Below are 21,858 nucleotides of genomic sequence, written 5' to 3' on the forward strand. Positions count from 1 at the left end.
AAAGTCAGATGTTTAGGGTCGTCAACGCCCTAGCTGACATCCATGTCAGCATCCGGACGCTCGTCACGGGACAGGTTGATGCCCAGAGCTGCGTTAGCGTTCTCCAGCTCATCGTCATCGTCAGAGGACAGCTCCATCGGGGTGCCGTCGGCGGCCAGAACCTCAACGTTCAGGCACAGCGACTGCAGCTCCTTCAGAAGGACCTTGAAGGACTCCGGAATGCCAGGATCCGGGATGTTCTCGCCCTTCACGATCGCCTCGTACACCTTCACACGGCCAACCACGTCGTCGGACTTGATGGTCAGGAGCTCCTGCAGGGTGTAGGCGGCACCGTATGCCTGCATTGCCCACACCTCCATCTCGCCGAAGCGCTGGCCACCGAACTGTGCCTTACCACCCAGCGGCTGCTGGGTAATCATGGAGTAAGGACCAGTGGAGCGAGCGTGGATTTTCTCGTCGACCAGGTGGTGCAGCTTCAGCATGTACATGTAGCCCACTGCAACCGGGTACGGGAAGGGCTCGCCGGAGCGGCCGTCAATCAGGTTGGACTTACCGAAGTCGTCGACCTGGCGCTCGCCGTCGCGGTTCGGCAGCGAGGAACGCAGCAGGCCGGACAGCTCCGCGTTGGAAGCACCGTCGAACACCGGTGTAGCGGTCAGGGAGTCCGCCGGAACCTCGTACAGCTCCTCCGGCAGGGTCTCCAGCATCTTCTGGATCTTCGGATCCTGAGAATCAGTGTCGACCTTCCAGCCGGCCTTAGCCAGCCAGCCCAGGTGCACCTCGAGGACCTGACCAATGTTCATACGACGTGGCACGCCGTGGGTGTTCAGGATGATGTCGATCGGAGTACCGTCCGGCAGGAACGGCATGTCCTCCTGCGGCAAGATCTTGCCGACAACACCCTTGTTGCCGTGGCGGCCGGCGAGCTTGTCGCCGTCCTGGATCTTGCGCTTCTGGGCAACGTAGACGCGAACCATCTCGTTCACGCCTGCGGCCAGGTCGTCGTCATCCTCACGGGAGAACACGCGAACGCCGATGACCTTACCGGTCTCGCCGTGCGGCACCTTCATGGAGGTATCGCGGACCTCGCGGGCCTTCTCGCCGAAAATGGCGCGCAGCAGGCGTTCTTCCGGAGTCAGCTCGGTTTCACCCTTCGGGGTGACCTTACCGACCAGGATGTCGCCGTCGCGGACGTCCGCGCCGATGCGGACGATACCGCGTTCGTCCAGGTCAGCCAGGACGTCCTCGCCCACGTTAGGAATGTCGCGGGTGATCTCCTCTGGGCCCAGCTTGGTGTCGCGGGCGTCAATCTCGTACTCCTCGATGTGAATCGAGGTCAGAACGTCCTCCTCAACCATGCGCTGGTTCAGGATGATGGCGTCCTCGTAGTTGTGGCCTTCCCACGGCATGAAGGCAACCAGCAGGTTCTTACCCAGTGCCATCTCACCGTTGTCGGTACCCGGGCCGTCGGCCAGAACCTGGCCGGCCTCAACGCGGTCGCCCTCGTCCACCAGCGGCGTCTGGTTGTAGCAGGTGCCCTGGTTGGTGCGCTCGAACTTGCGCAGCATGAAGGTATCGCGCACACCCTCGTCATCCATGACGGTGATGTAGTCGGCGGATACGTACTCGACCACGCCAGCCTTCGGCGCGATGATCATGTCGCCGGCGTCATAAGCAGCGCGCAGCTCCATACCGGTGCCCACGAACGGGGCCTCGGAGCGCAGCAGCGGCACAGCCTGACGCTGCATGTTGGCACCCATCAGTGCACGGTTAGCATCGTCGTGCTCGAGGAACGGAATCATAGCGGTTGCCACGGAAACCATCTGTCGTGGCGACACGTCCATGTAGTCCACCTCGGTGTACGGGACGACCTCCACGTCGCCGCCGCGCAGGCGAACCTCAATGCGCTCCTCGGTGAACCGGTGATTCTCGTCGAACGGGGTGTTCGCCTGAGCAATCACGTGGCGGTCCTCTTCGTCCGCAGTGAAGTAGTAGACCTCGTCGGTGATCTGCCCGTCCACAACCTTGCGGTACGGAGTCTCGATGAAGCCGAACGGGTTCACACGAGCGTAGGAGGAAAGGGAGCCGATCAGACCAATGTTCGGACCCTCAGGAGTCTCAATCGGGCACATGCGGCCGTAGTGAGACGGGTGAACGTCGCGGACTTCCAGGCCGGCGCGCTCACGGGACAGACCGCCCGGACCCAGCGCAGACAGGCGGCGCTTGTGGGTCAGGCCGGACAGGGAGTTGTTCTGGTCCAGGAACTGCGACAGCTGGGAGGTGCCGAAGAACTCGCGGATGGCCGCGGAGACCGGGCGAACGTTGATCAGGGAGGTCGGCGTGATGGACTCCGCATCCTGGGTGGTCATGCGCTCGCGCACAACACGCTCCATGCGGGACAGACCCACGCGAACCTGGTTCTGGATCAGCTCGCCGACGGTACGCAGACGACGGTTGCCGAAGTGGTCGATGTCATCGGTATCGATCGGGATTTCGGTGCCGTCCGGGGAGGTCATGGACTTCTCACCGGCGTGCAGGCGCACCAGGTACTCGATGGTGGTCAGGATGTCCTCTTCCGTGAGGGTCATCACGCCATCGGTATCGCCACCCAGGCCCAGCTTGCGGTTGACCTTGTAGCGGCCAACCTTGGCCAGGTCGTAGCGCTTCGCCTTGAAGAAGGAGTTCTCCAGCAAAGCCTGCGCGGAGTCGCGCGTCGGGGACTCGCCCGGGCGCTGCTTGCGGTAGATCTCCAGCAGGGCCTCGTCGGTGTTGTCCACGCCGTCCTTTTCGAGGGTGGACATCATCAGCTCGGAGAAGCCGAAGCGGTCGGTGATCTCCTGCGTGGTCAGGCCCAGCGCCTTCAGTAGCACGGTTACCGGCTGGCGACGCTTGCGGTCGATGCGCACGCCGACGGTGTCGCGCTTGTCCACGTCGAACTCGAGCCATGCACCGCGGGAGGGGATCACCTTCACGGAGTGCAGGGGACGCTCGGTGGATGCGTCGATGGAGGCGTCGAAGTACACGCCCGGGGAACGGACGAGCTGGGAGACAACGACACGCTCGGTGCCGTTGATGATGAACGTGCCCTTGTCGGTCATCATCGGGAAGTCACCGATGAAGACCGTCTGGGACTTGATCTCACCAGACATGGAGTTGGTGAATTCCGCGGTCACGTACAGCGGTGCCGCGTAGTTGATGTCCTTATCCTTCGCCTCGTCGATGGTGGACTTCACGTCATCGAAGCGGGGCTCGGACAGGGTGAGGGACATGTTCTCGGAGTAGTCCTCGATCGGAGAGAGCTCCTCGAGAATCTCCTCGAGTCCGCTCATGATGCGGACGTCCTCCCCTGCCTCTGCTTGGGCGCGGGCACGCCATTCAGGCGTGCCAACGAGCCAAGCGAAGGACTCTCGTTGGAGGTCAAGAAGGCCTGGAACCTCAATCGGAGCGTCGATCTTCGCAAAGCTGTGTCGCTGCGGAGCTCCGGGAATTCCGGCCACTGAGCTGGTCTGGCGGGAGACTGCCAAGATGGGTCCTTCCAGCACAACATCGGTCGGGCACTACGTGGTGGAGCTGTAGTGCGCGGCCGTGATTGTGTGTGTACGGTCTCGTGATGGTCGATTTAGTTGGATTTTCCCTGCCAAACTATCCCCACGCAGAAACGACTAAACGACCTTGTCAAATGGCCTTTTTGGCTCGTTTGGCAAAGTCTGCTTCATGTGTAATGTCTTCACATCACTTCTGCGTAGCTTTGTAGTCGTTTCGTTGTAGCCGATAGCTCAACAAATCAAATCCAGCGCAACGAACTATCCTATAGCATCGCTGCGCGAATGTCTAGGCTTCCTCAGCCGGGCTCTCAGGGTGCTTCTCTGCCCGGCGCTCATTCCGGCGCTCCGCCCTACGCTTAGCGCGCCGCCACAGGACCAGCACCACGGATGCTGCTGCCACAATAACACCCGCGACAATCAATGCAACCCCCCATTTATCGGTGTGGCGCTGTCCGCTGACCTCCATGGCCTGATCCAGCATGGACTGCGTCACTCGCTGCGGGGTCTTGCCATGGAACTGCAGCAGGTTCTGCACGTCCTTACCGGAGTCGTCGCGGTACGTGTCCTTCACGTTCTCCTCCACGCTCACCAGCAGGCCGGACTTCGGCTCTACCGCCAGCTCGCGCCAGCCTTCGTGGAACAGCTGAGCGCGCTGTGGCTTGCCGTCCTCCCCTTCAACGGTGATAGTGTTGCGCACTCCCGCGTACTCCTTGGCCACGGAGGTTGCCTGGATCTCCTGGCGGAAGACGTACAGCTCGTGCTCGCGCCCGTCAGCGGTGGTGACATTGCGGGTGCCGGTGAACTCCGCAGGCAGCGCGCGACGTAGCGTCATATCGAAATAGTCGTAAGAGCGCTGCTCAGTACCCTGCGGGAACTTGGCCCAGTAACCGGCGATCTCGCCGTCGGTGGCCGGGGTAGCGGGCGTGTCCGAGACCTTCGCATTACCCTTCGCCTCGCCCGTGCGACGATCCACGGTAAAGCTCCAGACTTGTGCGTCCAGCAGCGATTCCAGGTCGTCCTCCACGTCCGTGCGCGCGGTGGTCACGCCGACGCGCGCGCTGGCTTCCTCATCGGTGGCGGGCTCCTCGAGCGTGATCTTGAACTGACGGTTGACCGGCGCCGTCACGTCCTCTTTACCATCCAGCCCTTGGTAGTTCGGGCCGATGACCGCCGCTGGGTCGTTCAGGGTAAGCGTTGTCGCGGCCAGGTCTAGAGGCACGGCCTTGTCGTTCGATACAACCTTTGGGAGCATGACGCCCACAGTGATCAGCGCTACGCCAATCAGCGCACCGAGCGCACCCAGGATGTAGAGGCCTTTGCCGGAGCCCTTTTTATTCGTCACTTCTCTGCCACCATCTGCGATTAGATCAGTTTTAGCTACCCGCGCACCCGGAGAACTGGGCACACGATTCAATATTTGTCACTTAAGCGTAGCAAGACAACAAAAAACCGCCGGCAATCACGAAATGTGATTGCCAGCGGCTCTGATTGGCCTGCACAGTCGGCGCTAGGCCGAAGTGCAGGAAGTAAGGCGAGCTTACTTGAGGGAGACCTTTGCGCCAGCCTCTTCCAGCTTGGTCTTAGCAGCCTCAGCGTCATCCTTGGAAGCACCCTCCAGGATAGCCTTCGGAGCACCCTCAACCAGCTCCTTGGCCTCCTTCAGGCCCAGGCCGGAGACGATCTCGCGGACAACCTTAATAACGCCGATCTTCTTAGCGCCTGCGTCCTCTAGAACGACGTCGAACTCGTCCTTCTCCTCAGCAGCAGCGCCGCCCTCAGCGCCCGGAGCAGCAGCAACGGCAGCAACCGGAGCAGCAGCGGTGACGTCGAAGACCTCTTCGAATTCCTTAACGAACTCAGACAGCTCGATGAGGGTCATTTCCTTGAAAGCCTCGATGAGCTCGTCCTTGGTGAGCTTAGCCATGATGGCATCCTTTCGTAGTTGCGCCGGTGGGCCGAAAAGTGTTGGCGGCCCGGCCGGCAAATTGTTTTATGTCTTATGTATGAGCGGAGGGAACTTACTGTTCCTTCTTCTCCTGCAGTGCAGCGGCCAGGCGTGCAACCTGGGATGCTGGTGCGTTGAACAGGCCTGCGGCCTTTGCCAAGGAACCCTGCATGGCACCGGCCAGCTTGGCCAGCGTGGTTTCGCGATTGTCCAGCTCGGCGATTGCCTCAACCTGAGCTGCATCAATCGTGGCACCGTCCATGTAGCCACCCTTGATCACGAAGTTCTTGTGATCCTTGCCGAAGTCCTTCATGGCCTTCGCAGCGTCCACGGCCTCGCCGTTGACGAATGCGATTGCGGTAGGACCGGTCAGCAGGGACTCATCAAGCTCAATGCCGGCTTCGCGTGCAGCCAGCTTGATCATGGTGTTCTTGGCGACGGAGTAGGTAACGTCCGAACCCAGTGCGCGACGCAGCTCGGTGGTCTCAGCCACGGACAGGCCACGGTACTCGGTCAACAGAGTGGACTGTGCCTGCTCGAAGCGTGCCTTGAGCTCTTCCAGCGAAGCGGTGTTCTTCGGATTAGCCATACTCTCGCCTCCTTCCTGATGTTTACGGTGTACGTTTTTGCAGTACGTCCACCGACGATCATTGTTGAAGGGCAACACTGTACATAAACGACAAAGCGCCTCGCGTTTCCGGCGTTTTACGCAAGAAGCACAAGGCGCATTCGTAGGATCCCCGGCTTTCTAGGGCTGGAATCCGATCCGAACGTCTAATCGTGTTACCTGCGTGGGCCGTCATCTATGACGATGATCCTTCAATCTCCTGCCCACTCTCCCCCATTAAGGTTCGCGCGGACGGTGATGACCGACGGTCTTCGGTGAAAACTTGACGTTGCTGATCTCGTTGTTGATCTAGTCAAACTTCCTCGAAGGAGGTTACACCCCTGCCACCCCTTCCTCCAAATCGCTGTTTTTTCTTTCTGACGCCACCCTGCGCGAGAAATTATTTCGTTTCCAAAACTGGGGCTGCGAGTTTGATTAGCCTTGGGGTTCATGGACGCATTCATCCCGAAGTTCCTATCCAGCCTACGACGCGACAATCCACTGCCGGAGGGCGTCAATAAGTTCGACACACCGCTAGAAGGCAAGACACCGACGGTGCTGATCCACGGCACGTGGCTCAACGCATATAACACGTGGGACTACGTGGCCAAGCACCTCATTGTGGCAGGTCACCCAGTGTTCGCCGTGAATTACGGCAAGGACCGCTCCGCCTTCACGGGCAAGGCCCCGGGCGTGTACGCCAACAACTTCCTGCGCACCTCCCAGAAGGAGGTTGCGGCCTTCATCGACGAGGTGATCGAGCGCACGGGCGCGAAGAAGGTGAACTTGGTCGGCCACTCGCAGGGCGTGGCGCAGGCGCGGCTGTACCTTTCCGATTCCGGCGGCGCCGACCGGGCGGATGTGGCGCGCAACAAGGTGGATCGCCTGGTGGGCGTGGGCCCTGCGCACCACGGCACCACCCTGTCCGGCATCTCGACCCTGGGCGACAAAATCGACCCGAATAACAAGCTCGCGGGGTTCCTGGAGAAGTTCCTGGGTGGCGCAGCGATCGACCAGCGCTTCGGCAGCGAGTTTGGTGAACACCTGAACCGCGATGGGGATACCACCCCGGGCGTGGACTACACGATGATCACCGCGAAGTACGACGGTATTGCCACTCCTCGTTTGAAGCAGGTGATGGTCGCCGGGGAGGGCGCGCGGGTGCGCAACCTGAGCGTACAGGACAACAACCCGCTGGATCTATCCGGCCACCTGGCGATGCTGTACTCGCCGCGTGTGGTCGATCTGATTCTGGAGGCGCTGGAGCCGGGAGAAGACGGCCCGGCTACTTACCGCGCCGCCCATCCGCTGAAGCGCGGAGTGGTGCTTCCTATGATGGGCGAGTTCCGGCTGCCGGGGCGGCGAGCTTAGCGAGACTCCTCACCGTCCCAAACCTCTTCGTCTGCGATGCCCTCTGCATAGGCCTGCTCAGCACGGTCGCGACTGATTTCCCTGTAGGCCTGCAGCAGTTGCAGGGTATGGGCACGCTGCATGTTGCGGGCCGCTACGAAGAAGAGGAGCGCTCCGCCGAGCAGCCCCATCAGGCCGAGCCCCAGTAGGAAGCCGGTCGTCCAGCCACCGCCGGTAAGGGAATCTATAAAGGACTCTACGGCGGTTTTCTCAGTGTCTACGTTCTGCGCATCATTCGTGTTTGCGGCCCCGTCTACATTCTGCTGCCCTTGGGCGGCGTTGATGCGATGGATGCCACCGGCACCGCCTGCTTCGCCTTCCACAGCCTCGGCCTCGGCTTCTACTTCGCCACCGTCTGCGACCGCAGCGCCGTCGGCAGACCCAGATGAACTGTCGGAGCTACTCGAGCCGGCAGAACCACTGGAACCAGCCCCCGTGGATTCGGCTCCACTAGCCGTGCCGTGGTTATCCGATGCGGCGCTGGTACCGGAGGGTGCTGCACCAGAACTCTTGCCGGCAGAGTTGTTGCTAGCGACGCCGGCCGCCGAGGAATCTCCGGTGCCGGCACCACCAGCCGCCCCGGTGGAAGGATTCTGCTGTGCCTTGCGGTTTCCGCGCAGCGCCTCGATGCCACCGACGATCTCGTCCATGTACTTGCCGAGCTTCGCGTTTTCGCTGTCTAGGTGCTTCTGAAACTCCTGGAGTTCCTCCAGGCCAGACTTCCCACTGCCCGTATCGTCCCCGCACGAATCCTTGATGACGAAGAAGGTCTCTAGCTCCTTATCGAACTTCTTGCCGTCCACAGCAGTGCCCTGGTAGCGGAAGACTACGCGGTACGCGCCCGGCTTGGTGAAGAAGAACTGCTGATGGTCGTGCGCTCCAACCGCATAGCTGACCTTGTGCTCACGGTGCTCGGAATCCAGACGCAGGCTGACACTACCCAACCCATTGTCCGACAGAGTCACCATGCGACCGGGACCTTCAAAGTCCTTGATGGTCACGTCCACGCCCTGCTTAGCCGAGTTCAGGTGCTCGGTGGAAAAGCCCAGCCACGGGACGTTCGGGTTCTCCTGCTGTGCCTGCGGAAGTGCGTATGCGGTCTCCCCCAGTTCCTCCTGGTAATCCTGCGGGACTCCAACCTTGGCCTTCGGACTGTTGACTAGGAAAATGAAGCTGCCGGACTCGCGCTCCTGCACATTCGCGGGATCGGATCCGTCCTTCAGGAAGGTGTGCGGATCCGCGTCAGATTCGTCCGAGGTTCCCACGCCCATGTCCATGTGGCCCTTAGGAATCACGGCGCGCTCTGTCCCCTGCCCTTCACCGAAGGCATCGTTGACCTCGCTACGGACCTCGTCGTCGGAGATTTCCTCAGGGGCTTCGCACGTCGGCGCTGGCTTGTCGGTGCCATCGCTCGGATCTTCCTCGTCACCCGGCGTCTCGTTTTCGCCTGGCTGCTCGGGGTCTTCGGGCTGCTCAGGGGCTCCAGGTTGCTCGGGGTCTTCGGGCTGCTCGGGCTGCTCTGGCTCTCCAGGTTGATCTTGATCTCCCGGCTTGCCCGGCTCCAGCGGCGCGATCGGTTTCTTGATCTCGTTCAACCCAGTAGTCGTGCCCTCCGGCAGGCCAACCTGCTTGTCGGAACCAACCAGCCAGTTGATGGTGCGCGCTGCGGACTTCACGGTAGAGCCGTCCTTCTTCTTGACGTCCCACTGCATCGTCAGCTGATACAGGCCCGGCTTAGAGAAGGTCCAACCGAAGTGTCCGTGCCCGCCGACCTCGTAGTCGTAGTCCTTCAAACCGCCCTTGGTGGACAGCACGCGCTCCGGGGTAGGCGTACCGGAGTTGTGGAAGAAAACCTCCATGTCGCCGGGGCCGGAGAACTTCTTCATATGGAAGTGGAGATTTGGCTCGGCGAAATCCTTCGGCACCTCGATCTCGTGTGCCGGGTCAAAAGCACCCAGGCCCGCCCAGATCGGGCGCCATTGGTTAGTGAAGTCCGCGTTCTGCGGGGCATGCCACAGCACCGTGCCGGGCTTGCCTAGGAAGGACAGCGCCTTCTTGTTCGGCACCTTGATGCGGGAGGCTTCCTTGCCATCGATCGCGTCGGGTGCCAGTCGCAGACAGACGCCATCGGCGGGCACGGGCTGCTGCCCATCGACGACCATCACGTCCGGCTTGCCCTTGTTATACGTTCCGTAAATCGCATCCACGTGGGCGTTGTACAGCAGCTTCCTGCCCGCACAAACGTGCGTCTTTCCGGTGGCCGGATTCTTCACGTCCTTGCCGACGGTTGGTCCGTCACTGGTCGTTCCGGGCTTATGCCCTGTCGGTGTTGCTTGCGCACGCTGCAACACCTCGGCGGTGCGGTGATCACTGGTTAGTGGTGACGCCGCATTCCAGGCGCCGGCCACCACGGTTAACACCAGCACGCCCAATACCGCCAGGGTGGACTTGGCTGCCCACATCATCCGATCGGCCCTGTTTTGGCTGTGTTTGAGCTGCTTAAGCAGTTTAAGCTCAGCCTGCTGCCGCTTGGCCAGCTGCTGAAAGAGTTCATCTTTTTTATGCATCAGTAGCTACCACCTGTGAGGGGTTGTTGGATTGCCGGGCGGCGCGAATGGGCGTCGCCACAAAGAAAGAAAAGAGGAAAACAACGGTGAGCACCAGGACGATGGTTGCGCCCGTGGGCACATCGATCGCCCAAGACACGTACACGCCGAGGAAGGAACCGACCATGCCTATCACGGCGCTGAGGCTCATCATCACGACCAGTCGGTCGGTCCAGAGTCGCGCTGCCGCGGCCGGGGTGATCAGCAGTGCGAGCACTAGAATGTTGCCGACGGTGCGAACAGACATCACCACGGCGGCGGTGACGGCGAGGTAAAGGACCACGTCGATCAGCAACACACGGATGCCCATGGCAGCGGCGGTTTCGCGGTCGACGGAGACCGCCACGATCTCCTTGTGCAGCGCTGCCACGGCCAGAATCACGACCGCGCCGACAACAGCGCTGAAGATGATGTCGGAATTGGATACGCCCGTGATCGAGCCGAAAAGGAAGCTATTCAGGCTGGCCGTGTAGCCCTGCACCTTCGAGATCACCACCAGACCCAGGGCGAAGGCGGCGGCGAAGAAGATGCCGATGATCGTGTCCTCTTTCACGCGCCTGCGCTGCGAGAACAGGGCGATCAGCAGGGCCACCACGGCACCGGCCAACGCTCCGCCGGCGATCACCGAGAACTGCAGGGCGAAAGCAATAGCCAAGCCCGGGAACACGGCATGCGCGACCGCATCGCCGATGAACGCCATGCCGCGCAGCACCACGTGCGTGCCGATCACTCCACAGACCAGCGCGGAGAGAACCGCCACCAGCAGCGCCTTCGGCAGGAAGGCCAGGGCGGGATTCGTCAGGTCGGCGAGGAACTGGGAGAAGGAGATCACGGCACCAACCCCACTCCCCGCAGCAGTGGCGAATCCGGGCGAACGTCGAAGGTCTCCATCCACGGTTCGGGGTTCTGCAGCTGGTCCGGGGCGCCGTCGGCGACTACGCGACCGTTCAGCAGCACCACACGATCGCAGACGTGCACCGCCTGCGCCAGATCGTGGGTCACCATCAGGATGCTCATGCCATCGGCTGCCAGAGACTGCAGGATCTCCACCAGAGACTCGATACTGGGGAAATCCATGCCAGTGAAAGGCTCGTCCAGCAACAGCAAAGTGGGCTCCACAGCTAGGGCGCGCGCCACCAGCACGCGCTGGCGCTGCCCACCGGAGAGCTGACCGATGGGACGGTCCGCCAAGTGCTGAAGGTTCACGCGCTTTAACGCATGCGCAGTGGCCGCAAAGTCTGCCCGGCGCGACCGACGGAACGGACCAATCAGCCCCGCGCGACCGTTCAGCACGGTGTGGCGAACGTCGATGGGATAGTCCCACGCGAACTCGTGGCGCTGGGGAACATAGCCCACGCTCGCGGCCTTGACACTTCCCTTGGTCCGCGGGATGAGCCCCAAGATGCTGCGCATCAGGGTGGTCTTGCCCGCGCCGTTGGGGCCTAGTAGCCCGATTAGCTCCCCGGGGTGCGCCTCGAGGTTCACATCGGTGAGGATCTGTCGACCGGCCAACCGGACATCCAGATCCGCGATCTGCAGTGCGGTCACTTCAGCTGACCCCACAGTTCATCCTCGATGCGCTTGCGCTCCTTGGCTCCCTTGCGCAGGGAGAGGAAACCGAAGGCCAGCAGTGCGACGACCACCACGCCGATGCCGCCCAGGATCCACGGCAGGGCGGAGTTGCCGCCATCGGAGCCTTCCTCGGAGTTGTCGGCATCCGCATCTGCGGCGTTGGCGGAATTGTTGGGGTTGGAACTGTTGGCGTCACCAGAAGAACCGGCAGCACCTGCCTTCGGCAGCTCACCCTCCCAGTTGGAGTTCTGCGCCTCGGAAGGGTCCACGCCCACGGCAAAGTTCAGCACCTTCGTGGTGATCTTCTCGGAGCCGTCTTTCATCTTCACCCGCACCCCCATGGCCACTCGGTGCACGCCCGGCTCGGTGAATACCCAGTTGGCGTGGGTGTGCGTGTTCAGATCCACCCACAGGTCCTGCGGGGTGGGCTGCGCGGAGTTCCACAGCTCCTGGGGCTGTTCAAAGCCGCCGGCCTGCAAGAACATGCTCATCTGGCCAGGCCCCTGGTGGCCCAGGTACTCCATGGTCACACCACGATTGGCCTGGGCTATCAGCGCCGGGGACTGCGTGTTCCACCCCAACCACGGCACGCCCTGCACCTCGGTCTGTGGCAGGACCCATACCTCCTGGCCGGGCTGCGCGCCGGTGAACTCGTAGCCACCGTCGGCGGGCAGTTGCTGCTTGGCCTTGTCGGAGACATCGAAGACCACGTCGTCCAGCACACGCCAGATGGGCTTTTCCTCCGCGTCGTCGCGCAGTTGCACGTCCAGCTTGCCGCCGTCCAGGCGCATGCCGAGATCCGCGTGGCCGCGGCTAAACACGTGGGAAGTACCGGCGGGGGCGTGCTCTTCCTTATCCGTCACGGTTTGTTGCAGCGCCGGATCTTGTGCCTGGCCCTGTGCTGGCTCCTGCGCCTGCGCCACTGCGACCGGCGGGGCCACCGGCACTCCCGCCACTACTACTCCCCCGGCCAGCAGTGCGGCGGCCGTGGGAGCTAGACCGGACTTCCTGATCCGTGTGTTTCGCATGTTCCGTTCAATCCTTTACTTTTGTTCTTCTGTTGTTCTGTTTTTCTCTTGTTTCTGGAAACGTCGTTGTCGTTCCTGCGCGCCGTTGGTCTATGCGCCACTCAGGCAGTCCGCCATCGATTCGGCATTTGTCCGCATCAGGTCCACGTACGTCGACGCTGCCTCGTCCAGGGTGTCGCTGCGGATCTGGCACACACTCACGCCCAGCCGGTCGGCGATCTGTTGTAACTCGCGCGTACGCCCCGCCATCGTCGGCTCGATGAAGACCGCCGGAACCTGCAGGTTTTCCAGGGTGCGTGTCAGGCTCACAAGGTCCCGTGTGCTCGGCTCGATCTCCGGGTTCGGGGTGACAAAGCCGGCTACGTCCAGGCCGTAGGCGTCAGCAAAATAGGCGTAGCCGTCGTGGGCGGTCACCAAGTGCCGGCGAGCCTCGGGAATACTGCGGACCTGGCGCTTGATCTCCCGGTCGAGGCGGTCGAGCTCGTCCAGGTAGGTTCGCGCGTTCTGCTGGTAATCAGCGGCGTGCTTGGGATCTACGGCGATGAGCTTGTCGCGAATGACCTTCACATACGCCATCGCGTTCTTCGCGTTGTGCCACAGGTGCGGGTCGAGCTCGCCGTGGACGTGCTTGCCCAGCACCGCTTGGGGCAAAAGGTAGGTCTCGTCGCCCGCCGTGCCGAGGAAGCGGAAGTTAGGGTCGCCCGGGATTGGCTGCAGGGTCTGGTTAGGCACGCTGACCACGGCATTCTTGGGGTCGATGGTGCCACCGTCGCCGACGAGGTTGATGCTGTTGTCGTCGGCGTTCACCGCAATGTCGTAGTGCCCACTGTCTATCTTTCTTGACGCCCCGTCTTCCGTGCCCACATTGAAACGCACGGTCTGGTCCGCGATGTGCTCTGGAGGTTTGCCCTCATCCGGCACCAGAGATGCGCTCAAGTGCAGGGTGTACGTGCCTGGCTTGGAGAAAGACCAGCTCATGTGGGTGTGTGCGTCGACCGGCAGCGTGGCGGTATCGCCCTCGTACCCGCGGGTGGCATCGAAGCCATCGCGGGAGTTAAAGAAGATCTCCGGCTGGCCGAAGGTACCGGTGATGTATGCCGCCGCATCACCCGGACCCTCCACGTCAGTTACGCTGAGGTGCACTTCGGAGCGCGCGGAGCCGCCGTGCCGGGCGCCGATCCCCTGGGCGCGCAAACCCAGCCAGACGGTGTCTAACGCCATGTTCTCCACCAGGGGAATGACGGTGGCGCCTTGGTTGGCGGCCACGTCGGCCAGGGCCACGACCTCCGTGCCGGGCAGCACTCCGTTATCCATGGTGCGCAGCACCGACTGCTGCTCCAGCAGCAGCCCGTTGTTGAACGCGATGTCCGCGTTTGCGAGGTTGCGAACGTCCCGCAGGGTGAGCTCGTAGGTGTGCGGGTCAGCGGTGTTCGGGATCAGGGCGGTCAGGCGGGCGGCATCGCCCGCGACATGGCGGGCGAGGTCGGCGATGATCGGGGTGGAGGCTACGACATCCGTGATGCCGTCATCCCTACTGGGCAAGCTCGCGCCGCCAGCTGCAGCACAGCTGGCTAAGCCCGCAGAGAGCAGCACCATACTGACATTCGCGCACAGGGACTTGGCAAGCCCCCGCCGCGATGAAGCTGCGTGCCCCATCCTTAAGACTTAGCGCCCGGGGATCGAGGGGGCGTCATCGAACGAAGAGACGCCACCGAATCTACGGACAGAGAATTCGTGCGCAACATGTAGACCACGCCTGCACCGAGGGCGATCAGGCCCGCGCCCGCGATGGCCAGGGCCAACATCGCGGAGGTTGATCCGGTATCGGCGAGGGAGCCGTCGGCGCCGGATGCAGCGCCGGCATCCCCACCGGCTGCGCTTCCGCCCGCACCTGCTGCGCCGGAACCGTCAGCTGCACCGGAGGCACAGTCGCCGTCAGTGGTGACACTCGCACCGAAATCGAAGTGGCCGCTGTTGGCATTGCCGCTGCCGCCGACGGTGAATGTCAGGGTGGCAGGCGCGCTGATCTTCTTGCCCTGCTTGGTGGTGGCGGTCTGGGTGATGCCCACCTTGTACGTGCCGGGCTTAGAGAACACCCAGTTCGGGTGCACGTGCGAGTTGCGCGGCACCACGTGGGCGCCGGATGCATTCCCGCCGCTGGCCTTGAACCATTCCTTGCCCACAACCTGGCCCAGGTTGCCTTGCTCGAAGACGTACATGCTGCCCGGTCCGCTGAAGGACGTCAGCTTGAAGGTGACATCCCCCTGAGTATTTGCCAGCAGGTCAGGGTGCATGGTGTTTACGCCCACCCACGGCACTCCGTTGGACTGGGTCGCACCGATCATCCAGGCGGTGCCGGCTCCAACAGGGCCGAGAGGCTGCGGAAGATTCGTCTTCGCTCCGGAGCCCAGGCCGAAGTTCAGCGCGCTGGGGCTGGTCCACTTCGGAGGCTGCTGGCGGTCGTCCTTGATCTGCGGGCGGAGGGCGGGCTCGCCCTTCTGGCACGTGGCCGAGCCTTGCGTGCCCGCGGAGCCGGTGGAGCTGGAAGTGCTGCTGGCAGAGGTGGACTTTCCTGCCATTCCGGCCTTGCCCTTGCCGGAAGCACCGGCGCTCGCGGAACCGGCCTTGTTCCCAGTGCCGGCGCCAGCGGAACCACCGCCGGTAGCGCCGCCGCTGGCGTTACCACCGCTGTTCGAGTCGTCCGATGCCCCGGCGCCAGCGTCTGTGTCTTCGCCTCCGCACGGGGTGGCCCCCTCGGCGGGTTCGTCGGCGTTGGAATCCTGGTCGGACTTACCGACGACCCAGGTGTAGGTCTTCACTTCTGATTCAGCACCGTCAGCGGTGGCCTGCACCTGCATGGAGTAGCGGCCGGGGCGCTCGAAGCCCCAGTTGGCGTGGACGTGGCTGGGGTTAGCCTGGTTGATGCTGTTGCCAGACTTGACCTCTACCCCGTCCGAGAGCAGCGAGGTGGCGCCGCCGCCGAACGCCTGGCTCCACATGAACACTCGGCCCGGGCCGCACACGCGATTGAAGTTGATCTTAACGCCTTGGTAGTGCGGTGCGACGCCCTGAGTATCCCAGCCCGGCCAAATCAGGTCCTGCGCTTGGGTCTGCGGCAGGAAGTAGGTCGGCACCCCGACCTCCGCCACTTCTGCGGTGCGGGCTTCGTAGGCGTGCGCCCCGACCTCCAAGGTGACGTTGTTCGGATCGTGAGTCACGTGGGAACCAGTGGCATCTTCGGTCAGATCGAGCTTGAGGTTGCCTTTGCCTGAGGATGTGACGTGGAAGGCGTCAATATGGCCCTGATTCAGGGTGACAGAATCGGCCTTTGCCTCAGGTAGGGACTGCGGGCCGAGGCTACCAATACCGAGGAAGGCTGCGAAGCCTGCGAGAAGAGCGACTGAGAGTGCCGCGAGGGGTGATGTGCGCACCAGATTAAGTCCTTTAAAACACAATGGGTCTAGTTTTTATTAAGGACTATAGTGAAGTGGTAACCATTTTCAAACAACGGGTGTGGCGCCCCCTTCTCCGCTACCCCACCGGCGCACCCGAACCATCCTCAGGCAAAAGAAAACACCCTCGCCGCCCAAAGGCAACGAGGGTGCGAAAACCTAGAAGGAATCTAGGAAACGAGGCTTAAGCCTCTTCGGTGAAGTCCTTCACGATGGTGTTGTCCACCGGCACGCCCGGACCGTTGGTGGAAGACATGGTGACCTTCTTGAAGTAGCGACCCTTGGAGGAGGAAGGCTTCAGACGCAGCAGCTCGTCGATCAGAGCGCCGTAGTTCTCAGCCAGCTGCTTCTCGGTGAAGGAAGCCTTGCCCAGGATGGCGTGCAGGTTAGCAGCCTTGTCCACGCGGAAGGAGATCTTACCGCCCTTGATCTCAGAGACAGCCTTAGCAACGTCGGTGGTGACGGTGCCGGTCTTCGGGTTCGGCATCAGGCCACGGGGACCCAGGACGCGAGCCACACGACCAACCTTGGCCATCTGATCCGGGGTAGCGATCGCAGCGTCGAAGTCGGTCCAGCCGCCCTGGATCTTCTCGATCAGCTCGGCGGTGCCAACAACGTCAGCGCCAGCCTCTTCAGCGGCGGTAGCGTTCGGGCCCTCGGCGAAGACGACAACGCGAACTTCCTTACCCGTGCCGTTCGGCAGGGAAACGGTGCCGCGGACCAGCTGGTCAGCCTTGCGCGGGTCAACGCCCAGGCGGATAGCAACGTCGACGGTAGCGTCGAAGTTCTTGGAGGAGGTCTCCTTGACAGCCTTAGCAGCTGCCAGCGGGGTGTACAGGCGGCCAGCGTCGATCTTCTCCGCTGCCGCGCGGTATGCCTTAGAGGTCTTGCTCATAGTGAATCCAATCTTTAGCTTCGTTGGAGTTGTGGTGCAGGCCAAGCAAGCAGCCTTACCACGGTGTGTGAATCCGGTTAGGGAATTACTTCTGCGGAGCGTCCTTGACGGTGATGCCCATGGAGCGAGCAGTACCGGCGATGATGGCAGCGCCAGCCTCAACGTCGTTGGCGTTCAGGTCTTCCTTCTTGGTGGTTGCAATCTCCTTGCACTGATCCCAAGTAACGGAGCCGACCTTGTCTGTGTGCGGAACGCCGGAGCCCTTCTGGATGCCCGCAGCCTTCAGCAGCAGCTTCGCTGCCGGCGGGGTCTTCAGCTTAAAGTCGAAGGAACGGTCTTCGTAGACGGTGATCTCAACCGGAACGATGTTGCCACGCTGAGCCTCGGTAGCAGCGTTGTACGCCTTGGTGAACTCAACAATGTTCACGCCGTGCGCACCCAGAGCCGGGCCAACCGGCGGTGCCGGGGTAGCCTGACCAGCCTGGATCTGCAGCTTAATAAGGCCAGTGACCTTCTTCTTAGCCATCTTTAAACCTACTTTCTGTTATCAACGCGACCCCGCAGCACGGGTAAGCACGGGAAAATCGCATCGACCGGATGCCGGGATTGCACCAGCTACCGGAAATGGAAAAACTTGCGTGTCGCGCCGCGAACATAAGCCCACGGACAACCTGCATAACTCTAGTTCAGCTTCTCTACCTGATCAAATTCCAGCTCAACCGGGGTCTCACGGCCGAAGATGGAGACCATGGCCTTCAGGCGGTTGTTCTCAGCATCGATCTCACTGATGGTTGCAGAAACGGAAGCGAACGGGCCAGACAGGATGGTGACGGACTCGCCCTCCTCGTAATCCACCACAACCTGCTCGCTGGCCGGCTTCGGCGGGGTGGCCACGCCCGTTGCGGATACGTCCACGCCGGTAGCTGCCTCTTCGCCATCCTCGGATTCCTGCGGCTTCGCGGTCTCCGGCGGCAGCAGGAACTTCGCAACCTCGCGGATCTTTACCGGGGTGGGCTTGCCCTCGTTGCCGACGAAGCTAGTCACGCCAGGGGTATCGCGGACAACGGACCAGGAGGCGTCATCCAGAGACATACGCACCAGCACGTAGCCCGGCAGCAGCTTGCGCTTCACCAGCTTGCGCTTGCCGTCGCGCAGCTCCACAACTTCCTCGATCGGCACGACAACCTCGTGGATCTGCTCGTCCACACCCAGGGTCTGGGCGCGCATCTCCAGGTTGGTCTTCACCTTGTTCTCGTAGCCGGAGTAGCACTGGATGATGTACCACTCGCCCGGCAGCTTCTTCAGCGCGCGCATGAACTGGCGCAGGCGAGCCTTGTAGGCAGCCATCGCAGCGTCCTCTGCGGACTGCTCGGCTTCGCCTTCTGCACCCTCGCCGCCCTCGGCTGCTGCGGAAGCCTCGGAAGCTTCGGCGCCGTCGGCGTTCGCCGTTTCTTCGGCCCCTTCGGTGGTTGGTGCTGCGGCGTCATCATTAGTGACGCCCTCAGCCTCAGCACCCGCAACGTCCTGGTGTGCCTCAGCAACGGCCTGCTGTACGTCTTCTTGAGCGGCTGCAGCCAGGCTCTCTGCGCTGACGGCCTCGCCGTTCTGGTTGTTCTGGTTCTCTTCGGTCATGGAAGCACCCTCCATCATTAAAAATCCGCCTATCGCCGGGCGGCGAAGGCGGTATATAAGTTGATGCTTGCTAGCTTAACACAAGTTAGCGCATGATCTGTCGCAGACCCCAGCTGGCAGCCCAGTCGGTGCCGGCCACAAGGGCGCAGACGAAGATTAGGAACAGCAGGACGATGATGGTGTAGTTCACCATCTCGCGACCCGTGGGCCAGATAACCTTGCCCATTTCAGCAATCACGCCGCGGATGTAATCCACGATGGCGCTGAAGGGGTTCTTGCGGGTCTTTACAACTTCCGGAGCCTTGGAGTTGGAGTTCGCGACCGCGCGGGACGTGGTGGCCTGACCGGCCACCTGACGCTTGCCGGACGGACGAAGGCTGCCGCCATTGCCGGATTTACCGGCTGCGGTCTTTTTGCTCTCGTCGCTCACGTCTAAGTTCTCCTTAAAGGTACCTGCAAGGAAGATCGTGCAGGGGCGACAGGACTTGAACCTGCAACCTGCGGTTTTGGAGACCGCTGCTCTGCCAATTGAGCCACGCCCCTAATCGAAGTTCTGGTTCACGAGTGTACGCGACCAGATCAACATAGGTGAAGCAACATCCTGATAGCGAGGAAATACAGTGCCCATCTGCTGAGCTTGTAGCTTCCACGCCACACATTCAGTGCAACGTTCAAAAACAATAGCAGGATAACGACCGCGCGACCAAATAGGGCGCGGGTACTGGGGCTTGCGGGGTTAGGGGCAAAAGCAAAACCACCCGGCGATTTACATCACCGGGTGGTTCTGTTCTTAAGTGGTAGCGGTGGAGGGACTCGATCCCTCGACCTCACGATTATGAGTCGTGCGCTCTAACCAGCTGAGCTACACCGCCATCGTCGCCACTTTGCTACGGACCGCCAACGGTCTGTGTCTAACGTCGCGTGACGGGGCGCATAAAATGACAGAGCCCCCTGACGGAATCGAACCGTCGACCTTTTCCTTACCATGGAAACGCTCTGCCGACTGAGCTAAGGGGGCACAACTTAAATCAATCAAACCTAGCGGGGCTATCCGCTTTGGCCCGTTGATCAAAGCCTGAAGTAGCATAACCAGTTTTCAATGATAATCACAAATCTGCTGTTCAGGAACGCTTTTAAGCATCTCACCCTTCGGCAAACTAGGTAGTTAAAGAGAAAGGAGCCGAGCCCCATCTGGGACCCGGCTCCGCGCTGGGAGTTTCTAGTGCTGCCCCTCGGCGAACTCCTCGACCAACTTCGCATTGAACGCGTCAAGATCGGCCGGAGTACGGGAAGAAACCAACCCGTTATCCACGTGAACCTCCTCGTCTACCCACTTCGCCCCAGCGTTCTGGAGGTCAGTCTTCAACGATGGGTACGAGGTCAAGGTACGGCCACGGAGAACGTCCGCGTCGGTAAGAATCCACGCCCCGTGGCAAATCACGGCCAGTGGCTTTCCAGCCTCGACATGCTTCTTCACAATTTCGACCGCTGCCTCGTCCATGCGCAGCTGGTCGGCGTTTCCGGTACCACCCGGAAGGATAATCCCGTCAAACTCAGCGTCACGAGAGCTCTCGGTAGAGGCATCCGCCTCAGAGGTAGAACCGTTCTTGCCCTCAATCTTCTCGCCACCAGGGGTTAGGACAGTCACTGCGCCACCTGCATTGCGGACAGCCTCAACCGGAGAGCTGAACTCAGAGTCCTCGAAACCATTCGTCGCGAGAACACCAATGCGCTTGCCATCTAGCTTTGCCATGTTTGCTCCTTTCTAGAGGATGTACGACCCCATGGTGCCAGCAAAACCCGGTCCGCGACACCCCGATTTCCCCCTTGGTCTCCGGTCTCGCCGTCCGTCCGCCAGGCATAGCAAAACCCGGTGGCCACCTCCCACACAGGGAAGCAACCACCGGGTTGTCGTTTTTGCCATTTGGCGCTGTGCCAGATGATGGATTCGAACCAACGAAGGCAGAGCCGGCGGATTTACAGTCCGCTCCCTTTGGCCGCTCGGGCAATCTGGCATGCACCATTCGGTGCGCTGGTAACTCTACTACGAGTAGCCCCAACTTATGCAAATCGCCAGCTCAAGCAGCTCTCCGGAAGCTACCCTGCGCGCCCCGCAGGCTCCGAGGCCACTCCGCCAGCTATCCCAGGCGCTCCAAGGCGAAGTCCATCAAGTGGCGCAGCGCCTGAGTCACCTGGTTCTCGGGCAGCTTGGCCAGCTCATCCTCGCCGTACTGGCGGTAGCGCTGCACGACCTCAAAGGACTTCTCGCGACCTTCGGAGCCACGGATAAGCTCCAGCGCCTCGTCCACCAAGGCATCCTCTGTGACAGGCCCGGTGAGAATCTCGCGCAGTCGCGCCCCTGTGGCGTCATCCTGCTGCATTGCATAAAGAACCGGCAGGGTGAACACGCCCTCGCGCAAGTCCGTGCCAGGTTGCTTGCCGGAGACCTCCGGGTCGGCCCAAATGTCGATGATGTCGTCAACGATCTGGAAGATCTGGCCGACGTTACGGCCGAAGCGGAACAGTGCCTCGCGGTGTTCCTCGGAAGCGCCACTGTGGAGTGCGCCGAGCCAGCCCGCCGAAGCGATGAGCACGCCCGTCTTCTCCTGGATGACGGTCAGGTAGTGCTCAATCTCGTCCTCCCCCTCGCGGGCGCCGATGGTTTCGCGCATCTGGCCGGTCACCAGCTCCCGGAAGGTCTCCGCGAAGTGCTGCACCGTCTGGGTGCCAAGCGTTGCCATGATGTCGCTGGCGATAGCGAACAGGTAGTCGCCCGCCAAAATGGCCACGGAGTTGTTCCAGCGCTTGTTCGCGGATTCCGCACCACGGCGCTGGTCGGACTCGTCCATCACGTCGTCGTGGTACAGCGTTGCCAGGTGGGTCAGTTCCACCACGGCAGCTGCCTCGTGTACTTCCTGCGCGGTCGGCTTCTCACCGTAATGAGCCGCCAGCAGGGCGAACATCACGCGGAAGCGCTTGCCGCCCGCCTCGAAGAGGTGGCTGATTTTGTCGGTGAGGAAGGATTCGCCAACCGACAACCGATCCTTCAGCAGCTGTTCAACCTGCTGCATCGACTGGCCCAAGGCCTCGTTTAGTTGCGCATCCCCCACGTCAGGGAGCGCCGGTTTACGGGGTGTGGCACTTGGCATGTCCGTGGTCAGCCTCG

General features: G+C 61.8%; 17 protein-coding genes and 4 tRNA genes. 1 reads left to right on the forward strand and 20 read right to left on the reverse strand.

What is annotated here, in order from left to right; genetic code table 11:
* Window positions 1-29 precede the first annotated feature (29 nt).
* The 4 genes from MHX66_RS01285 to rplJ all read right to left on the reverse strand — a co-directional run bounded on the left by MHX66_RS01285 (window position 30) and on the right by rplJ (window position 6,079).
* Window positions 30-3,542 (reverse strand): DNA-directed RNA polymerase subunit beta, encoded by a 3,513-nt coding sequence (locus MHX66_RS01285; RefSeq protein ID WP_239198748.1) that lies wholly within the window; start codon window positions 3,540-3,542, stop codon window positions 30-32.
* A gap of 289 nt (window positions 3,543-3,831) precedes the next feature.
* Complete coding sequence (locus tag MHX66_RS01290; RefSeq protein ID WP_239198751.1) at window positions 3,832-4,887, reverse strand: DUF3068 domain-containing protein; 1,056 nt, start codon at window positions 4,885-4,887, stop codon at window positions 3,832-3,834.
* 195 nt (window positions 4,888-5,082) lie between these two features.
* Window positions 5,083-5,469, reverse strand: a complete 387-nt coding sequence (gene rplL / locus MHX66_RS01295) for a 50S ribosomal protein L7/L12 (protein WP_011274179.1) — start codon at window positions 5,467-5,469, stop codon at window positions 5,083-5,085.
* 94 nt (window positions 5,470-5,563) lie between these two features.
* Window positions 5,564-6,079 (reverse strand): 50S ribosomal protein L10, encoded by a 516-nt coding sequence (gene rplJ, locus MHX66_RS01300; RefSeq protein WP_005292022.1) that lies wholly within the window; start codon window positions 6,077-6,079, stop codon window positions 5,564-5,566.
* A gap of 468 nt (window positions 6,080-6,547) precedes the next feature.
* Between rplJ and MHX66_RS01305 the strand changes: the two genes are divergently transcribed.
* Window positions 6,548-7,468 carry a triacylglycerol lipase gene (locus tag MHX66_RS01305; protein ID WP_239198754.1) on the forward strand — a complete coding sequence of 307 codons (921 nt, stop codon included), beginning with the start codon at window positions 6,548-6,550 and terminating at the stop codon, window positions 7,466-7,468.
* On the opposite strand, the gene MHX66_RS01310 is transcribed toward MHX66_RS01305, so the two are convergent.
* The 16 genes from MHX66_RS01310 to MHX66_RS01385 all read right to left on the reverse strand — a co-directional run bounded on the left by MHX66_RS01310 (window position 7,465) and on the right by MHX66_RS01385 (window position 21,841).
* Complete coding sequence (locus tag MHX66_RS01310; protein ID WP_239198757.1) at window positions 7,465-9,972, reverse strand: choice-of-anchor M domain-containing protein; 2,508 nt, start codon at window positions 9,970-9,972, stop codon at window positions 7,465-7,467. The genes MHX66_RS01305 and MHX66_RS01310 overlap by 4 nt on opposite strands.
* Before the next feature lie 94 nt (window positions 9,973-10,066).
* Window positions 10,067-10,945 (reverse strand): anchored repeat-type ABC transporter permease subunit, encoded by an 879-nt coding sequence (locus tag MHX66_RS01315; RefSeq protein WP_035012112.1) that lies wholly within the window; start codon window positions 10,943-10,945, stop codon window positions 10,067-10,069.
* Window positions 10,942-11,661, reverse strand: a complete 720-nt coding sequence (locus tag MHX66_RS01320) for an anchored repeat-type ABC transporter ATP-binding subunit (RefSeq protein WP_239198760.1) — start codon at window positions 11,659-11,661, stop codon at window positions 10,942-10,944. Before MHX66_RS01320 ends, MHX66_RS01315 begins: the two co-directional genes overlap by 4 nt.
* On the reverse strand, window positions 11,658-12,713 hold the full coding sequence (locus tag MHX66_RS01325) for a choice-of-anchor M domain-containing protein (protein ID WP_239198763.1): 1,056 nt from the start codon (window positions 12,711-12,713) through the stop codon (window positions 11,658-11,660). Before MHX66_RS01325 ends, MHX66_RS01320 begins: the two co-directional genes overlap by 4 nt.
* A 90-nt stretch (window positions 12,714-12,803) precedes the next feature.
* Complete coding sequence (locus tag MHX66_RS01330; RefSeq protein WP_239198766.1) at window positions 12,804-14,309, reverse strand: anchored repeat ABC transporter, substrate-binding protein; 1,506 nt, start codon at window positions 14,307-14,309, stop codon at window positions 12,804-12,806.
* Between the two features lie 62 nt (window positions 14,310-14,371).
* Entirely contained in the window at window positions 14,372-16,144 is a 1,773-nt protein-coding gene (locus MHX66_RS01335; protein ID WP_239198769.1) for a TIGR03773 family transporter-associated surface protein, read from the reverse strand.
* Window positions 16,145-16,349: 205 nt separating this feature from the next.
* A complete protein-coding gene (gene rplA, locus MHX66_RS01340; protein ID WP_239198772.1) occupies window positions 16,350-17,060 on the reverse strand; it encodes a 50S ribosomal protein L1 in 711 nt (236 codons plus the stop codon).
* Between the two features lie 85 nt (window positions 17,061-17,145).
* On the reverse strand, window positions 17,146-17,586 hold the full coding sequence (rplK, locus tag MHX66_RS01345) for a 50S ribosomal protein L11 (protein WP_034986238.1): 441 nt from the start codon (window positions 17,584-17,586) through the stop codon (window positions 17,146-17,148).
* 155 nt (window positions 17,587-17,741) lie between these two features.
* Window positions 17,742-18,692 carry a transcription termination/antitermination protein NusG gene (nusG, locus tag MHX66_RS01350; protein ID WP_239198775.1) on the reverse strand — a complete coding sequence of 317 codons (951 nt, stop codon included), beginning with the start codon at window positions 18,690-18,692 and terminating at the stop codon, window positions 17,742-17,744.
* 85 nt (window positions 18,693-18,777) lie between these two features.
* The gene (gene secE, locus MHX66_RS01355; protein ID WP_034986243.1) at window positions 18,778-19,122 is read right to left on the reverse strand and encodes a preprotein translocase subunit SecE; all 345 of its coding nucleotides are present in this window, start codon (window positions 19,120-19,122) and stop codon (window positions 18,778-18,780) included.
* A gap of 40 nt (window positions 19,123-19,162) precedes the next feature.
* Window positions 19,163-19,235: transfer RNA gene (locus MHX66_RS01360), tRNA-Trp, on the reverse strand.
* Window positions 19,236-19,487: 252 nt separating this feature from the next.
* A tRNA-Met gene (locus MHX66_RS01365) sits at window positions 19,488-19,564 on the reverse strand.
* Window positions 19,565-19,637: 73 nt separating this feature from the next.
* Window positions 19,638-19,710, reverse strand: a tRNA-Thr gene (locus tag MHX66_RS01370).
* A gap of 201 nt (window positions 19,711-19,911) precedes the next feature.
* Window positions 19,912-20,445 carry a type 1 glutamine amidotransferase domain-containing protein gene (locus MHX66_RS01375; RefSeq protein WP_239198778.1) on the reverse strand — a complete coding sequence of 178 codons (534 nt, stop codon included), beginning with the start codon at window positions 20,443-20,445 and terminating at the stop codon, window positions 19,912-19,914.
* Between the two features lie 180 nt (window positions 20,446-20,625).
* Window positions 20,626-20,707: transfer RNA gene (locus tag MHX66_RS01380), tRNA-Tyr, on the reverse strand.
* A gap of 123 nt (window positions 20,708-20,830) precedes the next feature.
* Window positions 20,831-21,841, reverse strand: a complete 1,011-nt coding sequence (locus MHX66_RS01385; protein ID WP_239198781.1) for a polyprenyl synthetase family protein — start codon at window positions 21,839-21,841, stop codon at window positions 20,831-20,833.
* Window positions 21,842-21,858: the final 17 nt, after the last annotated feature.

It is taken from the genome of Corynebacterium sp. ACRPH (assembly GCF_022347285.1).
GTDB lineage: Bacteria > Actinomycetota > Actinomycetes > Mycobacteriales > Mycobacteriaceae > Corynebacterium.

Coding starts and splice junctions, on each gene's coding strand:
- rplL (WP_011274179.1), bottom strand. CDS start 5,469: ATGGCTAAGCTCACCAAGGACGAGCTCATCGAGGCTTTCAAGGAAATG.
- rplJ (WP_005292022.1), bottom strand. CDS start 6,079: ATGGCTAATCCGAAGAACACCGCTTCGCTGGAAGAGCTCAAGGCACGC.
- MHX66_RS01305 (WP_239198754.1), top strand. CDS start 6,548: ATGGACGCATTCATCCCGAAGTTCCTATCCAGCCTACGACGCGACAAT.
- MHX66_RS01310 (WP_239198757.1), bottom strand. CDS start 9,972: ATGATGTGGGCAGCCAAGTCCACCCTGGCGGTATTGGGCGTGCTGGTG.
- MHX66_RS01325 (WP_239198763.1), bottom strand. CDS start 12,713: ATGCGAAACACACGGATCAGGAAGTCCGGTCTAGCTCCCACGGCCGCC.
- MHX66_RS01330 (WP_239198766.1), bottom strand. CDS start 14,309: ATGGTGCTGCTCTCTGCGGGCTTAGCCAGCTGTGCTGCAGCTGGCGGC.
- rplA (WP_239198772.1), bottom strand. CDS start 17,060: ATGAGCAAGACCTCTAAGGCATACCGCGCGGCAGCGGAGAAGATCGAC.
- rplK (WP_034986238.1), bottom strand. CDS start 17,586: ATGGCTAAGAAGAAGGTCACTGGCCTTATTAAGCTGCAGATCCAGGCT.
- nusG (WP_239198775.1), bottom strand. CDS start 18,692: ATGACCGAAGAGAACCAGAACAACCAGAACGGCGAGGCCGTCAGCGCA.
- MHX66_RS01375 (WP_239198778.1), bottom strand. CDS start 20,445: ATGGCAAAGCTAGATGGCAAGCGCATTGGTGTTCTCGCGACGAATGGT.
- MHX66_RS01385 (WP_239198781.1), bottom strand. CDS start 21,841: ATGCCAAGTGCCACACCCCGTAAACCGGCGCTCCCTGACGTGGGGGAT.